Annotated in this window: 10 protein-coding genes and 2 rRNA genes (1 of these 12 only partly in view); 6 read left to right on the plus strand and 6 right to left on the minus strand. The window is 59.8% G+C overall.

Annotated features, from left to right (window positions below):
- Window positions 1–3: 3 nt before the first annotated feature.
- Window positions 4–2,523, minus strand: coding sequence for a class I adenylate cyclase (locus ACFWHB_RS19460; protein ID WP_106885148.1), 2,520 nt, complete (start codon window positions 2,521–2,523; stop codon window positions 4–6).
- A gap of 322 nt (window positions 2,524–2,845) precedes the next feature.
- Between ACFWHB_RS19460 and hemC the strand changes: the two genes are divergently transcribed.
- The 5 genes from hemC (at window position 2,846) to ACFWHB_RS19485 (ending at window position 8,130) form a co-directional block, all read left to right on the plus strand.
- The gene (gene hemC / locus ACFWHB_RS19465) at window positions 2,846–3,775 is read left to right on the plus strand and encodes a hydroxymethylbilane synthase (RefSeq protein ID WP_394294388.1); all 930 of its coding nucleotides are present in this window, start codon (window positions 2,846–2,848) and stop codon (window positions 3,773–3,775) included.
- A 46-nt stretch (window positions 3,776–3,821) separates the two neighbouring features.
- Complete coding sequence (locus tag ACFWHB_RS19470; RefSeq protein ID WP_395950225.1) at window positions 3,822–4,556, plus strand: uroporphyrinogen-III synthase; 735 nt, start codon at window positions 3,822–3,824, stop codon at window positions 4,554–4,556.
- A complete protein-coding gene (locus ACFWHB_RS19475) occupies window positions 4,553–5,629 on the plus strand; it encodes a uroporphyrinogen-III C-methyltransferase (protein ID WP_111910724.1) in 1,077 nt (358 codons plus the stop codon). The genes ACFWHB_RS19470 and ACFWHB_RS19475 overlap by 4 nt, the downstream gene beginning before the upstream one ends.
- A gap of 10 nt (window positions 5,630–5,639) precedes the next feature.
- Complete coding sequence (locus tag ACFWHB_RS19480; protein WP_395949080.1) at window positions 5,640–6,803, plus strand: heme biosynthesis HemY N-terminal domain-containing protein; 1,164 nt, start codon at window positions 5,640–5,642, stop codon at window positions 6,801–6,803.
- A 107-nt stretch (window positions 6,804–6,910) separates the two neighbouring features.
- Window positions 6,911–8,130 (plus strand): IS3 family transposase gene (locus ACFWHB_RS19485; RefSeq protein ID WP_395949081.1). Its coding sequence is split into 2 segments (ribosomal slippage): window positions 6,911–7,259 and window positions 7,259–8,130, totalling 1,221 coding nucleotides; the frame shifts between segments, so codons are not numbered across the junction.
- Between the two features lie 64 nt (window positions 8,131–8,194).
- On the opposite strand, the gene pmbA is transcribed toward ACFWHB_RS19485, so the two are convergent.
- Complete coding sequence (gene pmbA / locus ACFWHB_RS19490; protein ID WP_395949082.1) at window positions 8,195–9,538, minus strand: metalloprotease PmbA; 1,344 nt, start codon at window positions 9,536–9,538, stop codon at window positions 8,195–8,197.
- 111 nt (window positions 9,539–9,649) lie between these two features.
- Here pmbA and yjgA point away from each other — a divergent pair, with 111 nt between their 5' ends.
- Window positions 9,650–10,174, plus strand: a complete 525-nt coding sequence (gene yjgA / locus ACFWHB_RS19495) for a ribosome biogenesis factor YjgA (protein WP_106885621.1) — start codon at window positions 9,650–9,652, stop codon at window positions 10,172–10,174.
- A 79-nt stretch (window positions 10,175–10,253) separates the two neighbouring features.
- Here yjgA and ACFWHB_RS19500 read toward each other — a convergent pair whose 3' ends face one another.
- From ACFWHB_RS19500 to ACFWHB_RS19515, 4 genes are all read right to left on the minus strand, one after another.
- On the minus strand, window positions 10,254–13,337 hold the full coding sequence (locus ACFWHB_RS19500; protein ID WP_395949083.1) for a transglycosylase domain-containing protein: 3,084 nt from the start codon (window positions 13,335–13,337) through the stop codon (window positions 10,254–10,256).
- A 214-nt stretch (window positions 13,338–13,551) separates the two neighbouring features.
- The gene (tmaR, locus tag ACFWHB_RS19505) at window positions 13,552–13,869 is read right to left on the minus strand and encodes a PTS system regulator TmaR (RefSeq protein ID WP_025328544.1); all 318 of its coding nucleotides are present in this window, start codon (window positions 13,867–13,869) and stop codon (window positions 13,552–13,554) included.
- 382 nt (window positions 13,870–14,251) lie between these two features.
- Window positions 14,252–14,366: ribosomal RNA gene (gene rrf, locus ACFWHB_RS19510) — 5S ribosomal RNA — on the minus strand.
- Window positions 14,367–14,490: 124 nt separating this feature from the next.
- Window positions 14,491–17,343 (minus strand): 23S ribosomal RNA (locus ACFWHB_RS19515) (it continues 37 nt past the right edge of the window).

Consider the following 17,343-nt stretch of genomic DNA (forward strand, 5'->3'; position numbering starts at 1 on the left):
CCATCACCCTACTTCCCGAGCCGCCCCCGGATTGTCCCGCTGCGGATTCTGGCTACGGTAGGGGATCACCTCCAGCTTGTCGCCCATCTGCACGATTTCATAATACTGGGGCAGGTTGAAGTTACTGAACTGACCCGCATCGCTGAAACGCTCGTGGCCCGAGGTGTAGAAGCGGTTCACCCCCTGCACCAGCTCATCCTTGTTGCCGGCGAAGTGCTGGTAGATCTCCACCCGGTTCGCCTCGTCCAGGATATAGATGTTGGTGCCCGCATCCCGGGTATCGAAGAAGAACTGCACCAGCCCCTCGCTGGCATAGGTGTCGACTATGCCGGGCAGGTGCTGGCTGTGGGTCTTGTCGAGCCGCAGCGGCAGGTGATCCAGCTTGTTGTGGGAGATGTGGCGGTAGAAGTCGATGGCGTTTTCCAGCTTCTTCACCGAGACCCCGCGCCGCTCGAAGAAGATGCCGTACTTCTCGCGGCCAAGGGCCAGCGTCTTGACCAGCTGCTGCTTGTCACGGGCCAGACGCAGCTCTATGCACTCGGCCACCAGCTGCTGGAAGCGGGTGCGCACCAGGGAGCGGAAGTGCTGGCTGTAACAGAACACCTCTATCATCTCGGGGGCGGCGGCATCCTGGTGCATCTTGCCGAGTATGGTGGTGAGGGCATCGACCACAGCCTCCTCCCCCTGGAAGTGCAAGGTGCGGATCTCGCTCCAGGAGTTGCGATAGACCAGATCCACGGATCCCACCAGACACTCCTGGTTGCGACCGAAGGAGAAGACGTCCGCGGCATTGGCGTCGAACTCGATCACCTGGCCCACCCAGTGGCTGGACGGGTCCGTCTCCAGGTTGAGGAAGATGGAGAGCTGGTGGATCTCGCAGGGGCGGCTCAGGGCCAGGTTGGTGGCGCGAGGGTACTTGACCGGGAAGGTCCCAGAGAGATCGCGACAGAACTGGTGCAGGTTGTCGATGTGCAGATCCGAGCCCTGATTGAACAGGTGCACCCGGGACTGGGGCGTCAGCAGGCCGTTGAAGTAGGCCCAGGCCACCAGCTTGCTGATGTAGCCGTTATATTCGAGCGGCGCCCGACCTATGATGTCGGCGGGCTCCAGAGAGTGCTTGTAGAGATACCAGCCGGCGCGATTCAGGCGGCCGTGGGGCACCTGCACCAGGCTGAGATCCGGCTCGCCGAGATCCGGCGCTATCTTGAGGTTGATCCGCTGCACCTTGCCCGGCAGGCTCTCGAAGGCGGCATAGAGCTTGCGCGACAGTATGCCGATGTCTTCCGGGTTGATGGACTCGCTGATGTTGTTGCGGCGGGCGAACTGGATGAGGTTGCGGTAGCTCTGCATCAGGGCCTCCAGCAACTCGGCGTAGGCCACCTTGACGTCCTCCACCTTCCACTCCTGGCGATGATCCAGGTGATGCAGCCGCTCCGGGCTCCAGCCCCAGTAAGCCACCAGCTGGGCCATCTGCTCCCGGCGCCAGTCCGGGGAGTGCTCCTCCTTCGGGTGGCTCAGACCGTCGCACACCTTGAGATAGAAGCAGCGGCGCACCAGATCCAGGCGCTGCATGTCGCCGATGGACTTGAGGTAGTTGGTCACCTTGTCCAGCATCAGGCAGTAGTTGTCGAGCCGGTAGTGCATCCCCTCGTTGTGCTGGAACCAGTCGCGGCTGGTCACCGACAGCAAGCGGGTGTTGGGATACTCGTGGGAGTAGGCCTCCATCAGCACCGACTTGAGCACCGCCTTGTAGGGGGAATCTATGCCCTTGTAGAGCTGCCACAGAGCTGAGCCGAAGTACTCCTCGGCGGGAATGCGGTCAAAGCCCCCCAGATCGAGCCAGTCATCCTGACTCAGCTTGCCGTGGGCAAAGAGGCCATTCACATAGTCGTCGTAGTGGTCGTCATACTCGGCAGGCACCAGATACCAGAGCAGCCGCTTGCCCGCGATGTGCATGGCGCTGCGGTAGAACTCGTCGAGCAGCAGCAGGTGCTGGGCACTGCCGCAGCTCTCCCCCTGCATCTGGGCATCGTTGCGCTGGCGGAACTTGTCTTCGGGGATCAGGAAGAAGTTGAGATCGACCCCGCGCTGCTCGGCCCAGAGGGAGAGGTGCTGGCACTTCTGCTCCAGCAGGGCGAGGCGTTCCTGGGACAAGCCGGCCACGTGACAGACCCAGATGTCGAGATCCGAGTGGCAGCACTGACCGATGGAAGAGGTGCTGCCCATGGAGTAGAGGCCCTGGATCGACTTGTCGTGGGTGCTGAGGCCCCCCTGACAGTTGGCGTTCTGACACAGATCCTGGATGAAGGCTTGTTGAGCCTCGTTGGCGACGAAACTCCAGATACCATGAGGCACGTCCCCTGCCACATAACCGGGCAGAAGGGGATGATTGAAGTGCAGCATGACAGGCAGCAGTTGGAAGACCTGCTGCCCATAGCGACTCATGAGATCCAACGCTCGTTGCGTCTTGAGACGATTCAGCTCGTCGTAGCGCGCCACCAGCGTGTCGAGTTTTACCAGCAATGCCCTACCTATGGGGAAGAGAAATGACGCACCAAAACGGGGAGACGTCAAAAAAGTGTGATCATGTTAACAATGCAAACAGCAGTGGTAAACAAGCCCGCACACAATCACCGGATTATTTCTGGCACGCCCCGTAACGGTATCAGTGGAAAGCAATAAAAAATAATATTTTCAATTAGTTGCCATCATATAATGAGCGAATGAAAATTAATTTCAACGACCCTTTTTGAGCTTGGCCCCGCTTTTGCCGGCTGCGCCATGAAAGCCCCTGCAAAGGGTGGTAAGATCGTTTTCCTCACTAAAGATGAAACAACTGATTGATATGGCAGCCCGAACCCTGAGAATTGCCACTCGCAAGAGCCCACTGGCCCTGTGGCAGGCCAACTTTGTAAAAGATCGGCTGGAAGCCCTCTATCCCGATCTGCGAGTCGAACTTGTCCCCATGAGCACCCAGGGTGACAAGATCCTGGATACGCCGCTGGCCAAGGTCGGCGGCAAGGGACTCTTCGTCAAGGAGCTGGAGACTGCCATGCTGGAAGGGCGGGCCGACATCGCCGTCCACTCCATGAAGGACGTGCCGGTGGAGTTCCCGGAAGGGCTGGGCCTGCACACCATCTGCGAGCGCGAAGACCCGCGCGATGCCTTCGTTTCCAACCGTTTCCAGCAGATCGACGAGCTGCCCCAGGGGGCCGTGGTCGGCACCTCCAGCCTGCGCCGCCAGTGCCAGCTGCGGGCCGCCCGTCCGGATCTGGTGATCCGCGACCTGCGCGGCAACGTCAACACCCGCCTCGCCAAGCTGGATGCCGGTGAGTACGACGCCATCATACTCGCCGCCGCCGGCCTGAAACGGCTGGAGATGGCCCATCGCATCACCGCCTTCATCGAGCCGGAGCAGAGCCTGCCCGCCAACGGTCAGGGCGCTGTTGGAATCGAGTGTCGCCAGGACGATCACGAGCTGCACGCCCTGCTGGCACCCCTGGAACACGCCGAGACCCGCATCCGGGTGCTGACAGAGCGCGCCATGAACCGCGCCCTGCAAGGGGGCTGTCAGGTGCCTATCGGTGCCTATGCCCTGGTGCAGGGGGACGAGGTCTGGCTGCGCGGCCTGGTGGGTAGCCCAGATGGCACCCAGGTGATCCGGGACGAGATCCGCGGCCCCCTGGCCGACGGCGAGGCGCTCGGCCACGCCCTGGCCCAGCGTCTGCTGGCCGCTGGCGCCGACGCAATTCTGGCCGAGGTCTACCGGGCATGAGTGCGGTCCTGGCCGGCTCATGGTCACCACCCTGGAGCGCCACCTGATGGTCCCCCTGGTGGTGCGCCCGGCCGCCCAGGCCGCCCTGCTGGTGCAGTTGCTGCGCCAGCAGGGCCATGCACCGCTGTGCTGCCCGCTGCTGGAAACCCGGCCGGGCAGTGAACTCCCCCGCCTGCCCGCACTGCTGCCCCAAACGGACATCGTCATCGCCGTCAGCGCCCATGCCGTTAAATTTGCTCATCATTTTCTGTTGCAAACTGGTCTGACCTGGCCACATATTGACTACTTTGCGGTCGGTCAGGCCAGCGCGGATGCCTTCAGCGAAGTCGGTATAGAGGCAAGCTGCCCTGACGATCCACGTAGCGAAGGCCTGCTGGCCCTGCCGCCCCTGCAAGGAGTGAGCGGCAAGCGGGTGCTGATCCTGCGCGGCAACGACGGGCGGGATCTCATCGCCCGGACGCTGGCCTCACGCGGCGCACTGGTGCACTATTGTGCCACCTATGAGCGCCACTACCCCGAGCTCGATGGGGACGCATTGACCCGCCACTGGCAGGCAGCCGGTCTCGACAGCCTGCTCATCACCAGTGGTGAACTCCTGCAGCGGTTGCTGGCACTGGTGCCCGGCCCGCAGCGACCCTGGCTTTATGACCGCCTGCTGGTGGTGCCCAGTCCCCGGGTGGCCGAGCTGGCCGAGGGAGCTGGTTTTACCCGTATCGTGATTGCCCAAGGTGCATCCAACCAGGCTCTGGTGGCCGCCCTGGAACTGAGGAAGATGGAATGACTGAACAGCAAGAAGTCCAGCCGAGTGCTGCGGCCCCCGCGGCCGGCAACAACAAGCCCGAGAACAAGGCCGTCGGCAACAAGAAGGGCGGCGCCGGCGTCGTCCTCGGTGGCGTTGCCATACTGCTGGCCCTGGGGCTGACCGGCGGCCTCTATCTGCACGGCCACCAGAATGCCGTCGCCCAGCAGGCCGAACTCGGCGCCCTCAAGCTGCAACTGGCCGAGGCCATGGGCAAGCTGGATCAGAACAACAGCAAGGATGCCGAACAGTTCAGCGCCCTCGGCAAGAGCCAGCAACAGCAGCAGGAGGCGCTGGACGCCCTGCAGCACAAGGTGCTGGATCTCGACGACAAGCGCCCCAACGACTGGATGCTGGCCGAATCCGAATACCTGGTGCGCATGGCGGGCCGCAAGCTGTGGCTCGAGCATGATATCGTCTCCGCCATCACCCTGCTCGGCAACGCCGACGAGCGGATCAAGGCGCTCAACGATCCCAGCCTGATGCCCATTCGCAAGGCGCTGGCGGAAGACATAGCCCAGCTCAAGGGGATGCCGCGGGTCGATCGCGAGGGGCTGACCCTGAAGCTGGCCGCGCTCTCCGACCAGATAGAGCTGCTGCCCCTCTCCACCGTGAGCATGCCACAAGCCAAGGCCGAGCCCGATCAGGCGGTCAGTACCAATCCGGACGAGTGGGAGAGCAATCTCAAGAAGAACTGGGTCAAGTTCACCGAGAACTTCATCACCATACGCCGCCGCGACGGTGCCGTGGAGGCCCTGCTCTCCCCGCAACAGGAGATCTTCCTGCGCGAGAACCTCAAGACCAAGCTGTTGCAGGCCCAGCTCGCCGTCTATCGCGAGCAGCAGGCGCTCTATACCGACAGCCTGGAGAAGGCCCAGCGCTGGCTGACCCAGTACTTCGATACCGACAACAGCGCCACCCAATACATGCAGTCCGAGCTCGACAAGCTCAAAGGCGAGCAGATCCAGTTTGACTACCCGGATCAGTTCAAGACCCAGTCCATGCTGGAACAGGTGCTGACCGAGCGCCTGCAACGCATCCTGGCCGGCAACTGAGGAGGAGACCATGATTCGTCTGATCGTCGTGGTGGCCGTGATGGTCGCGGGCCTGATCTTCGGCCCCGAAGCCTCCGGCAACAAGGGCTATGTGCTCATCTCGCTCGGCAACTACACGGTGGAGTCTTCGGTCACCAGCGCCGTGATCCTGGCGGTACTCTTCTACGGTGCCCTGCTCATCGTCGAGTGGGTGCTGGGCCGGGTCTTCGGCCTGCGCCGCAAGACCCAGGGCTGGTTCGGCTCGCGCCGTCGCCGTAAGGCGAACCTGCAAACCGTGAATGCCACCCTGGCCATGGCCGAGGGGCACTACAACCAGGCCGAGAAGCTGCTGATCAAGGGGGCCGACAACAGCGACACCCCGCTGCTCAACTACCTGAGTGCCGCCAAGGTGGCCCAGGCCAGGGGCGATGATGTGCGCCGGGATCACTACCTGCAAAAAGCGCAGGAGGAGAACCCCAAGGCCGAGCTGGCATTGACCCTGATCCAGACCCAACTGCAGATAGAGCAGGGCCAGTACGACAGCGCCCTAGGCCGGCTCGAGTCCGTCTACGCCCTGCACCCGCGCCACCCCATGGTGCTGGATCAACTGCGCCAGGTCTATCTGGCCCAGGAGGACTGGGCGGCCCTGATCGATCTGGCCCCGGCCCTGCGCAAGGTGGGCAAGTTGACGCCGGTGCAGGAAGAGGCGCTGCTGCACCAGGCCTGGATTGGCCGTCTCGAGGCCGCCAGCGGCGCCCTCGAGACCCTGCGCCCGGTGTGGCAGGCGCTGCCCCGCAAGCTGCGTCAGGATCCCGCACTGCTGGCCAGCTACGGGGATCGTCTGCGCCGGCTCGGTGCCGACAGCGAGGCGGCCGACCTCTGGCTGGAAGCCCTGCGCAAGGATCCCTCCCCCGAGCTGTTCGCCCGCCTGCCCAAGCTCAGGCTGGATGACTATCAGCCCATGCTGACCCTGCTCAAGAAGATCCAGGATCAGCCGGGCGCCGAGGCGGCACTGGCCCGAATCTACCTGCTGGCCGGCCAGCTGGACGAGGCCCAGCGCCTGCTGGAGCAGGAAGTGGCGAAGAGGCCGGATGCAGCCCTCTACCATGCCCTCGGCCAGGTGATGGACAAGCGCCGCCTCACCAACAAGGCCAACGAATACTATCGTCAGGCCCTGCAACTGGCCGACGTCTGACCCGAGTGACAGAGAAAACCAAAAAGGCCGCAATTGCGGCCTTTTTCTATTCCGTGTCCCGTCCTGAATATGGTTTACACCTTTCCCCCCAATAAATGGAGACCCCGATGGGACAAGGTGTGAAACGGACACAGCGCGATTACTCGCTGACTTTTAAATTAGCCGTGGTCGAGCAGATTGAAAAAGGCGAGCTCACCGACAAACAGGCTCAGGCCCGTTATGGCATTCAGGACCGATCCACCGTTCTGGTATGGTTGCGTAGACATGGTCGGCAAGATTGGAGCCTGGGGGCTTCTGTGCGCGCCGGCAGGAGCATCACCATGCCTGACCCCGACAACCAGACGCCCGAACAGCGCATCAAGGAACTCGAACAGCAGCTGGCGCTGATGAGCCAGAAGGCCCAGTTCTTTGAGGCCGTCGTCGATGTGCTGAAGAACGACTACGGCGTCTCCATCGTAAAAAAGCGACCCGGCAAGTCCTCTCGCAGCGGCAAGTCCAGAGGCTGACCATCGTCAGGGCTTGCCTGTCTCTGGGAATCAGCCGTCAGGCTTACTACAAGCGCAATCGGGTTGCAGACGTGCGCCATGCACAGGGGCTGCAAGTGGTGCGCTTCGTGCGCCAGGTCCGGTTACGCCAGCCACGGGTGGGCACCCGCAAGCTGCATTATCTGCTTCAGGGTCAGGATGATGGCGGGCTCAAGGTCGGGCGGGACAGGCTGTTTCAGATATTGGCCGAGCACCGCCTGCTGGTGCAGCCAAAGCGGGCGTATCACAAGACCACCCACAGTTTTCACCGCTTCTACCGTTATCCCAACTTGCTCAAGGCAGGGTCGGAGCAGGTCACACCGGTGGCAGCGGAGCAGGTCTGGGTCGCCGATATCACCTATCTGCCAGCCAGGAGCGGGCCGCTGTACCTGAGCCTGGTGACGGATGCGTACTCACGCAAAATAGTGGGCCATCACGTGCACGAAGGGATGCACGCCGAGTCGGTGGGCATGGCGTTCAAGAAAGCGCTGAAGCAACGGCGTGGCGGCGAGGGGCTTATCCATCACTCGGACCGCGGCGTGCAGTATTGCTCGGGCCTGTATCAGTCATTGCATGAACGGCACGGGGTCCGGTGCTCGATGACGGATGGCTATGACTGTTACCAAAATGCGTTGGCGGAGCGGGTGAATGGGATTTTGAAAGGAGAGTTGCTGTTACAAAGCCCGCAGGACCTGGCGCAAGCGCGGGAGATGGTGCACGAGGCGGTAGATATTTACAACCTGGAGCGGCCGCATCATGCCTTGAAATACAGAACCCCCGATGCGGTGCATCGGGGGTTCTGAGTCGCGTGAAGCTAGACGAAAATGTGTAAACCTATTTCAGGACTAGACACCGGAGTCTGGCGGCTTAGTGCCCCGCCAGCTTCATCTGCTCGACCAGCACAGAGCCCGTCTTGAGGCTGGAGCGCTCGTCCTCGTCGTTCCCCACCGCCACCAGGGTACTGAACATATCGGCCAGGTTGCCGGCTATGGTGATCTCCTCAACCGGATAGAGGATCTCGCCATTTTCCACCCAGAAACCGGCGGCGCCGCGGGAGTAGTCACCATTGACGATGTTGACCCCCTGCCCCATCAGCTCGGTCACCAGCAGGCCGGTACCCATCTCTTTGAGCATGCCCTGGAAATCCTGGCCGGTATTGGAAACCTGCCAGTTATGGATGCCACCGGCGTGGCCCGTGGTGGTCAACCCCAGTTTGCGGGCCGAGTAGGAGGTGAGCAGCCAACTCATCAGCTCGCCGTTGCGGACTATGTCCATGTCGCGGGTGCGTACCCCTTCGCCGTCGAAGGGGGTACTGGCAAGCCCCCCCAGCAGGTGTGGAAACTCCTGAATGCTGAGCCACTCAGGCAGTATCTGCTTGCCCAGCTTGTCCAGCAGGAAGCTCGACTTGCGATAGAGGTTGCCGCCGCTGATAGCCATCACCAGATGGCCCCACAGGCCGGCGGCAGTGTCGGGATGAAACAGCACGGGGGCGTGGCGGGTGCTGATCTTGCGGGCCCCCAGACGGGAGACGGTGCGCTCCACCGCCTCGTCGGCGATCCGCTGCGGGGTCCAGAGGCCGGAGAGGGCGCGGCTGGAGGAGTAGCCATAGTCCCGCTGCATGTCCCCATCCTGCTCGCCGATCAGCACGCAGCTCAGGGAGTTGCGCGACGCCGCATAGCCTTTGACGAAGCCATGGCTGTTGCCATAGACCTTGACTCCCAGATGGCTTGAAAAGCTGGCGCCATCGGAGTGCTTGATGCGGGCATCACGCCCCAGGGCCAGCCGCTCGCACTCGATGGCCAGCTCGATGCCACGCTGGGGATCCAGCTCGATGGAGTGACAGAGTTGCAGATCCGGGGCATCCCAGGCCAGCAGTTCGGCATCCGCCAGGCCGGCATATTCATCGGGGGAGGTGTGGCGGGCAATCTCCATGGCCGCTTCGACGGCGGCGCGGATGGCAAGCTTGCCGAGATCCGTGGTCGAAGAAGATCCCTTGCAGCCATTGCGATAGACGGCGATGCCGAGCGCTCCATCCTTGTTGAACTCGATGCTTTCCAGCTCACAGCCCCGGGTATTCACCGACAGCCCTGTCTGTTTGCTGATGGAGACTTCCGCAAGCCCGGCACCCAGCCCCTTGGCTATCTCCAGGGCCTCGGCGACCACCGCCTCGAGATGGGCTTGATCCTGGCGGATTTGATCTTGCTGGTCCATAACTCACATCTGTATGAAGGAAGGAAAGGGGCTAAGCATATCAGACCCCTGCGCCCAGCGGGAGAAGCTGGTAACATATCCCCCAACGCGAATGACAGGAATCAGAGACCGATGAGTCAGTATCAAGACGACAACGAATTGGACGATTGGGGTCCAAGCAAGAGCCAGCTCAAGCGCGACGCCGAGGCACTGCAGAAACTGGGGGCCGAGATCGTCTCCCTGAGCCACAGCGAGCTGGAACGGATCCCGCTGGATGAAGAGTTGGCCGAAGCCGTCGAGCTGGGCCGCAAGCTCAAACCCAAGAAGGACGAGTCCTTCCGCCGCCACCTGCAGTTCATCGGCCGCCTGATGCGCAGCCGGGATATAGAGCAGATCGAGGAAGCCCTCTCCATCATCAAGATGCGTCACTCCACCGTGAATGCCCGCCTGCACCGGCTGGAGCAGTGGCGTGAGCGCCTGATCACCGAGGGTGACAGCGCCCTCAACGAACTGATGTCCCAGTTCCACGAGCTGGATCGCCAGAAGCTGCGTCAGCTGATCCGCACCGCCAACAAGGAGCGGGAGCTGAACAAGCCGCCTGTGGCCTATCGCGAGATGTACCAGTACCTGCGCGGTGAGATAGAACATCTGCTGTAAGTCATGATGCCGGCGCGGGACACCTGTCGCCGACAGAAACAAAAACGGGGCCAAGTTGGCCCCGTTTTTTTATGCGCCGTCAGCTGCCCGGCAAACACTGGGTGTGAGTGCCCGGTTGCAGATAGGGCACCAGCAAGGGCGCCATCCCCTTGAGGACCTGTACCGGCAGTGCCGAGGTGAAGCGGAACTTGTCGGACTGGCTGCCAGGCACATAGGCCGTCAGGGTGCCGAAGTGCTCATCCCCTATGTAGAAGACAAAGGTCGCTGTCCGGTTACGCGCCAGCGAGCTGGTGACATTGCCGTAGCGACCGACAGTCTCGATCCTGTTGTCCCCCGTCCCCGTCTTGCCCCCCAACGACAGCACGGTGCCATCCTGCAAGGCAAAGGCACCGGCGATGCGCCGTGCCGTGCCGCCTTCCACCACCTTGGACAGGGCATTGCGCAGGGCGGTGGCCACCTCGGCGGGCATCACTCGCACACCCTGGGTGTTGGCCGGTTCGAACGCGGTGGCGAAGGGCGTGTCCTTGGCAAAGGAGAGATGCTCGATCCGCAGGGTCGGTGCCCGCATGCCGCCGTTCTGGATGATCCCCATCAACTCCGCCAGGGCAGCGGGTCTGTCACCCGAGCTGCCCAGGGCGGTCGCCAGGGAGGGAACCAGGTGATCAAACGGATAGCCCAGGCGTGCCCAGCGCTGATGGATGTCGAGGAAGGCCTCGACTTCCAGCATGGTACGGATCCGGCTATCCCGGGCGCTGCGATGGCGGGTCTTGAACAGCCAGCTGTAGACCTCCTGACGCTCATCCCGGCTGGCCGCAACCGCATCGGCGAAGGTAGCCTTGTCAAACTCCCTGAGATAGGAGAGCAGCCACAGCTCCAGCGGGTGGACACGAGCGATATAGCCTTGATCCGGCAGTGAATACTTACCAGGACCATAGCTGGTGTAGAGCTGCTCGACTCGCTTGTCGCTCAGCTTGTCCCGCGGCAGGCGCTTCGCCAGGAAGGCGGCAAAATCGGCCTGTGACGCTTCCGGCATCAGGTAGCGATGCACGGCCGCGAGGCGCACTGCGCTCGGCTTGAGGCCGTCGAGGAAGGTATCTAGCTGCTCATCCGTGGTCTTGCCGCGATATTTGCGCCAGAAGCGCAGCAAATAGGTCTGGCCCTCCTTGTCGGCAAACTTGGCCAGATACTCGGTACGACGGGGATCCTTGTCATCCTTGAGCAACTGGGCGCGGTTGCCTTCCTTGTAGAGGCTGTAGCGCACTATGTCCCGCATCAGCCGTACGAAGGGCAGGTTGATGGATTCACGCAAGGCGTCGCGGATAGGCGGAATGCGACCATTGTCTTCCTTGCGGAAGTTGTTGAAGGTATGCATGCCGCCGCCGGTGAAGAAGCCCTCATAGGGGCTGGCGGAGTATTTGCGATCCAGCGCCGCCTCCAGCATCACGGGCAGGCTCTTGTCCTTGGCACTCATCAGGTAGGCAATGGCCCAACGGCTGATGTTGTCCTGATCGGAGACCTCTATCTTGCGCAGGCTCTCGGTCGGCATGTTCCCGTAGCTGTCATGCAGCTCGGTCACTATCTCAAGATAGGTGGTCAGCACCCGCAGCTTGGCGGTAGAGCCCAGCTCCAGCTTGCTGCCCTCATTGATGTCGAACGGCTGATCCGTGTTGTCGGTCTGCACCCGCACCTTGACCCCTTCCGGCGTCTTCTCGAACAGGGTGAAGCTGTATCTGACGTCCCCCGTCTTCTCCGGCGAGAGCAGGCGCTCACCAAACAGCCCGACCTGGGCGGCGAATGTGGGGTCCGCCAACTGCTGCAGATAACGGGAAACGTCATTTTGCAGCGGCATGTTGAGGGTCGTATCCGCCGTCAGATCCATGCGGTCCAGATCATAGAGCTGAACCCCGAGCTGACGACTGAGGCGGGTGCGCGCGACCTGCAACCCCTTGTTGTTATTGACCCGAGTGATCGCCGGCGCCTGCAGGAAGTCGCGGAACGCAAGCTTGGCCTTGAGCGCCGACTCCATCAGGGGCGGCGTGATCATGCCCTCCTGCACGAACAGACGCAGGTAGCTGTCAGTCAGGGTCGAGAGCGCCTCCCGTCCCTGGGCTAGATAGTAGGAGGGGCGACGGTGAGCAATCATCAGGGAGACGACCTGGCGCAGCGCCAGCCCCTGCTCGGCCAGGGTGGCATCCTGATTGCGAGCGGGATCCAGCAGGCGATTCACCTCATCCACATCGGCACCAAACCAGACCCAGAGACCATCCCCCAGGCCGTGCACCTCGCCATAGCCCGGGGCAGCGGAGAGCGGTACCGAGTTGAGATAGGCCCAGGCCACCAGTTTGCGTGCTTCCAGGGTTTCTGGCCCCAATCGATAGGCACGCACGCTGGCTGAGGCCATCTGGCGGATCTTCTCGGTGGGGGACAGGGTCAAACCATCAGGGGAGTGACGATACTTCTCCACCTGGGTCGCCAGCGTACTGCCGCCGGCGGATTGATCCTGCATGTCCAGCGCCTTGCCCACCTGGGACAGCGCCGCCTTGGCAAAACGGGGCCAGTCTACCGCCGGGTTGGCCAGCGGCTGCTCGTTGCTCAGCAGCTCCCGGTTCTCGATAAACAACAGCGACTGTATGACCAGAGGAGGAATGGAGTTGAAATCAGGGTAGTAATGGGTCGGGTACTTGTATTGATAGAAAGGCTCGGCACGGCAGTCGTGCAGAGTCAGCCCCGCCTGCACCTTCTCGGTATAGGGGACGAAGAAACCATGACTGGCGTAGTTGTAGAGCGCATCGGAAAAACGCACCTGCTCGCTCACCTGATAGCCACGCTGGATGAGGCGCTCCTGGATCATGGGCATCAGCACATAACCGAGTCGCTTGTCGAAGGGGCCATCATCCGGGAAGGTGATCTGCTTGCTTGGACCGGGTTCCAGCTCATAAGTCAGCTTGGCGGCATAACGGGAGATCTCCTGCGACTGCAATCGGGAGGTCTTCATTTCATAACCGACCAAGGCGATCACGGCAGCCAGGCAAAGCAAAAAGATGAAACAGAACAACCAGCGCCACCAGGGGCGACGCTTGCGCTGATATTGCCCGTCCGCATGCGGTACGGATGAATCCTGAGATGCCACTTTGTTCGAATCCGTCTGTTTTGATGCGCCCATATCAGCCCCACCATGGTTGCGCAATTTATTGTCTTTCAATCAAGCTTAGTCGTTTCAAGTCAAGGGCTTGAAAACTATTGACTGCTTTGCAGCGATGTTAACAGGGCGATTGTAAAAATGGGAGCCGATTGTTGCAGTACGGCGAGAGATCCGAGCTGCGGAGTGGAAATGAAACACCGGCTGGAAGCCGGTGTTCGGGAATGGCGATGTGAGCTTACTTGCTGGTACTCATGCCCTTGAGCTTGGTGCTCAGCTCTTTGCGCTCCTTGGAAAGCTCGGCATTCTTGATGATGTGATCATCGACACGCTCTTCGTAATCGGTGCGCATGTTGGCTATGATGGCCTGCACCTCATCAATGCTCATACCGGGCTTGATATAATCACTCAGGTTGTCGAGCAACAGCACCCGCTTCTGGTTGTCACGGATCTTCTTCTCGTTGTCCGCGATTTCACGCTTGAGCTTGTTCTGACGACGGGACATACGCACATATTCCAACACATCGCTGAAAGTAGACTTGTTTACTTGTTCCATATCGGTACCACTGACTGAAGGTGAATGAAAACGGGTGGGATGCTCTCATACCAGATGGATAAGCAAAGGCATGGTATGGGCAAACCCGGAATGCCCTTTACTCTACCGAGTTATGATGCAGATACAACCCCAATTGCAGGCCCGACGCCGGCTTTCAGCAGGATAGCGCCGCGTGAGGAATCAAATGGAAAACCGGTGAGAGTGCAGATCCAGGTGTAGCGGCAGACGAAGCCTCGGAAGCCGGAGGTCATGAGCACCAACAGGTGACGAAACTGGTGAACTCAAGGAATAATCAGACGAGATCTCGGCGAGCAGTGGCAGGTTTGGTGGAACTTCAGACAATAAAAAACCCCGCTCATTGAGCGGGGTTTTCGTGTTGGGTGCCTGGCAGTGTCCTACTCTCGCATGGCGAATGCCACACTACCATCGGCGCTACCGCGTTTCACTTCTGAGTTCGGCATGGGATCAGGTGGTTCCACGGCGCTATGGCCGCCAGGCAAATTCTTCAATCTCGGAAAGCTGACGTGAATAACGACTTGGCCTTATTGGCTGGTCGCTATCACTGAATTTGAGTAGTTCGTTCTATTTGCTACAAGCCTTAGAACACTTCTTGGGTGTTGTATGGTTAAGCCTCACGGGTAATTAGTATGGGTTAGCTCAACACGTCGCCGCGCTTACACACCCCACCTATCAACGTTGTGGTCTCCAACGGCCCTTTAGGACCCTCAAGGGGTCAGGGATGACTCATCTCAGGGCTCGCTTCCCGCTTAGATGCTTTCAGCGGTTATCGATTCCGAACTTAGCTACCGGGCAGTGCCACTGGCGTGACAACCCGAACACCAGAGGTTCGTTCACTCCGGTCCTCTCGTACTAGGAGCAACTCCCTTCAATCATCCAACGCCCACGGCAGATAGGGACCGAACTGTCTCACGACGTTCTGAACCCAGCTCGCGTACCACTTTAAATGGCGAACAGCCATACCCTTGGGACCGACTTCAGCCCCAGGATGTGATGAGCCGACATCGAGGTGCCAAACACCGCCGTCGATATGAACTCTTGGGCGGTATCAGCCTGTTATCCCCGGAGTACCTTTTATCCGTTGAGCGATGGCCCTTCCATTCAGAACCACCGGATCACTATGACCTACTTTCGTACCTGCTCGACCTGTCCGTCTCGCAGTTAAGCTGGCTTATGCCATTGCACTAACCTCCTGATGTCCGACCAGGATTAGCCAACCTTCGTGCTCCTCCGTTACTCTTTGGGAGGAGACCGCCCCAGTCAAACTACCCACCAGGCACTGTCCGCGAGCCCGATTCAGGGCCCTGCGTTAGAACATCAAACATACAAGGGTGGTATTTCAAGGACGGCTCCAGCACAACTAGCGTCACGCCTTCAAAGCCTCCCACCTATCCTACACATGTAGGTTCAATGTTCAGTGCCAAGCTGTAGTAAAGGTTCACGGGGTCTTTCCGTCTAGCCGCGGGTACACCGCATCTTCACGGCGAATTCGATTTCACTGAGTCTCGGGTGGAGACAGCATGGCCATGGTTACACCATTCGTGCAGGTCGGAACTTACCCGACAAGGAATTTCGCTACCTTAGGACCGTTATAGTTACGGCCGCCGTTTACCGGGGCTTCGATCAAGAGCTTCGCTTGCGCTAACCCCATCAATTAACCTTCCGGCACCGGGCAGGTGTCACACCCTATACGTCCACTTTCGTGTTTGCAGAGTGCTGTGTTTTTGATAAACAGTCCCAGCCATCTGGTCACTGCGACTCCCAACTGCTCCATCCGCAAGGGACTTCACTGTCAAGAGCGAACCTTCTCCCGAAGTTACGGTTCTATTTTGCCTAGTTCCTTCACCCGAGTTCTCTCAAGCGCCTTGGTATTCTCTACCCGACCACCTGTGTCGGTTTGGGGTACGATGACTTGTAATCTGAAGCTTAGAGGCTTTTCCTGGAAGCAGGGCATCAATGGCTTCACCACCGTAGTGGCTTCGTCTCGTGTCTCAGCGTTGCATCTCCGGATTTGCCTAGAGATACCGCCTACGCACTTTCACCAGGACAACCGTCGCCTGGCCCACCTAGCCTTCTCCGTCCCCCCATCGCAATTACAAGTCGTGCAGGAATATTAACCTGCTTCCCATCGATTACGCCTTTCGGCCTCACCTTAGGGGTCGACTCACCCTGCCCCGATTAACGTTGGACAGGAACCCTTGGTCTTCCGGCGAGGAGGCTTTTCACCCCCTTTATCGTTACTTACGTCAGCATTCGCACTTCTGATATCTCCAGCATGCCTCTCGACACACCTTCGCAGACTTACAGAACGCTCCCCTACCACTCACACATAAGTGTGAATCCGCGGCTTCGGTGCCTGGTTTGAGCCCCGTTACATCTTCCGCGCAGGCCGACTCGACTAGTGAGCTATTACGCTTTCTTTAAATGATGGCTGCTTCTAAGCCAACATCCTAGCTGTCTGAGCCTTCCCACATCGTTTCCCACTTAACCAGAACTTTGGGACCTTAGCCGGCGGTCTGGGTTGTTTCCCTCTTCACGACGGACGTTAGCACCCGCCGTGTGTCTCCCGGATATTACTTACTGGTATTCGGAGTTTGCATGGAGTTGGTAAGTCGGGATGACCCCCTAGTCCAAACAGTGCTCTACCCCCAGTAGTATTCGTCCGAGGCGCTACCTAAATAGCTTTCGGGGAGAACCAGCTATCTCCGAGTTTGATTGGCCTTTCACCCCCAGCCACAGGTCATCCCCTAACTTTGCAACGTTAGTGGGTTCGGTCCTCCAGTTGATGTTACTCAACCTTCAACCTGCCCATGGCTAGATCACCCGGTTTCGGGTCTACACCTTGCAACTAGACGCCCAGTTAAGACTCGGTTTCCCTACGGCTCCCCTATACGGTTAACCTCGCTACAAAATGTAAGTCGCTGACCCATTATACAAAAGGTACGCAGTCACCCCGAAGGGCTCCCACTGCTTGTACGTACACGGTTTCAGGTTCTATTTCACTCCCCTCACAGGGGTTCTTTTCGCCTTTCCCTCACGGTACTGGTTCACTATCGGTCAGTCAGGAGTATTTAGCCTTGGAGGATGGTCCCCCCATATTCAGACAGGATGTCACGTGTCCCGCCCTACTCGATTTCACTTCAAGGTCGTTTTCATGTACGGGGCTATCACCCTGTATCGCTGGCCTTTCCAGGACCATTCCACTAACTTCCAAGAAACTTAAGGGCTAATCCCCGTTCGCTCGCCGCTACTGAGGGAATCTCGGTTGATTTCTTTTCCTCGGGGTACTTAGATGTTTCAGTTCTCCCGGTTCGCCTCTATTACCTATGTATTCAGTAATAGATACCCAGCTTATGCTGGGTGGGTTTCCCCATTCGGAAATCTGTGAGTAATAGCGTCTCTTACCGACTTCTCACAGCTTATCGCAGGTTAGTACGTCCTTCATCGCCTCTGACT

Origin of the sequence: Aeromonas mytilicola subsp. aquatica (assembly GCF_044336385.1) — a bacterium.
Taxonomy (GTDB): Bacteria; Pseudomonadota; Gammaproteobacteria; order Enterobacterales; family Aeromonadaceae; genus Aeromonas; species Aeromonas rivipollensis.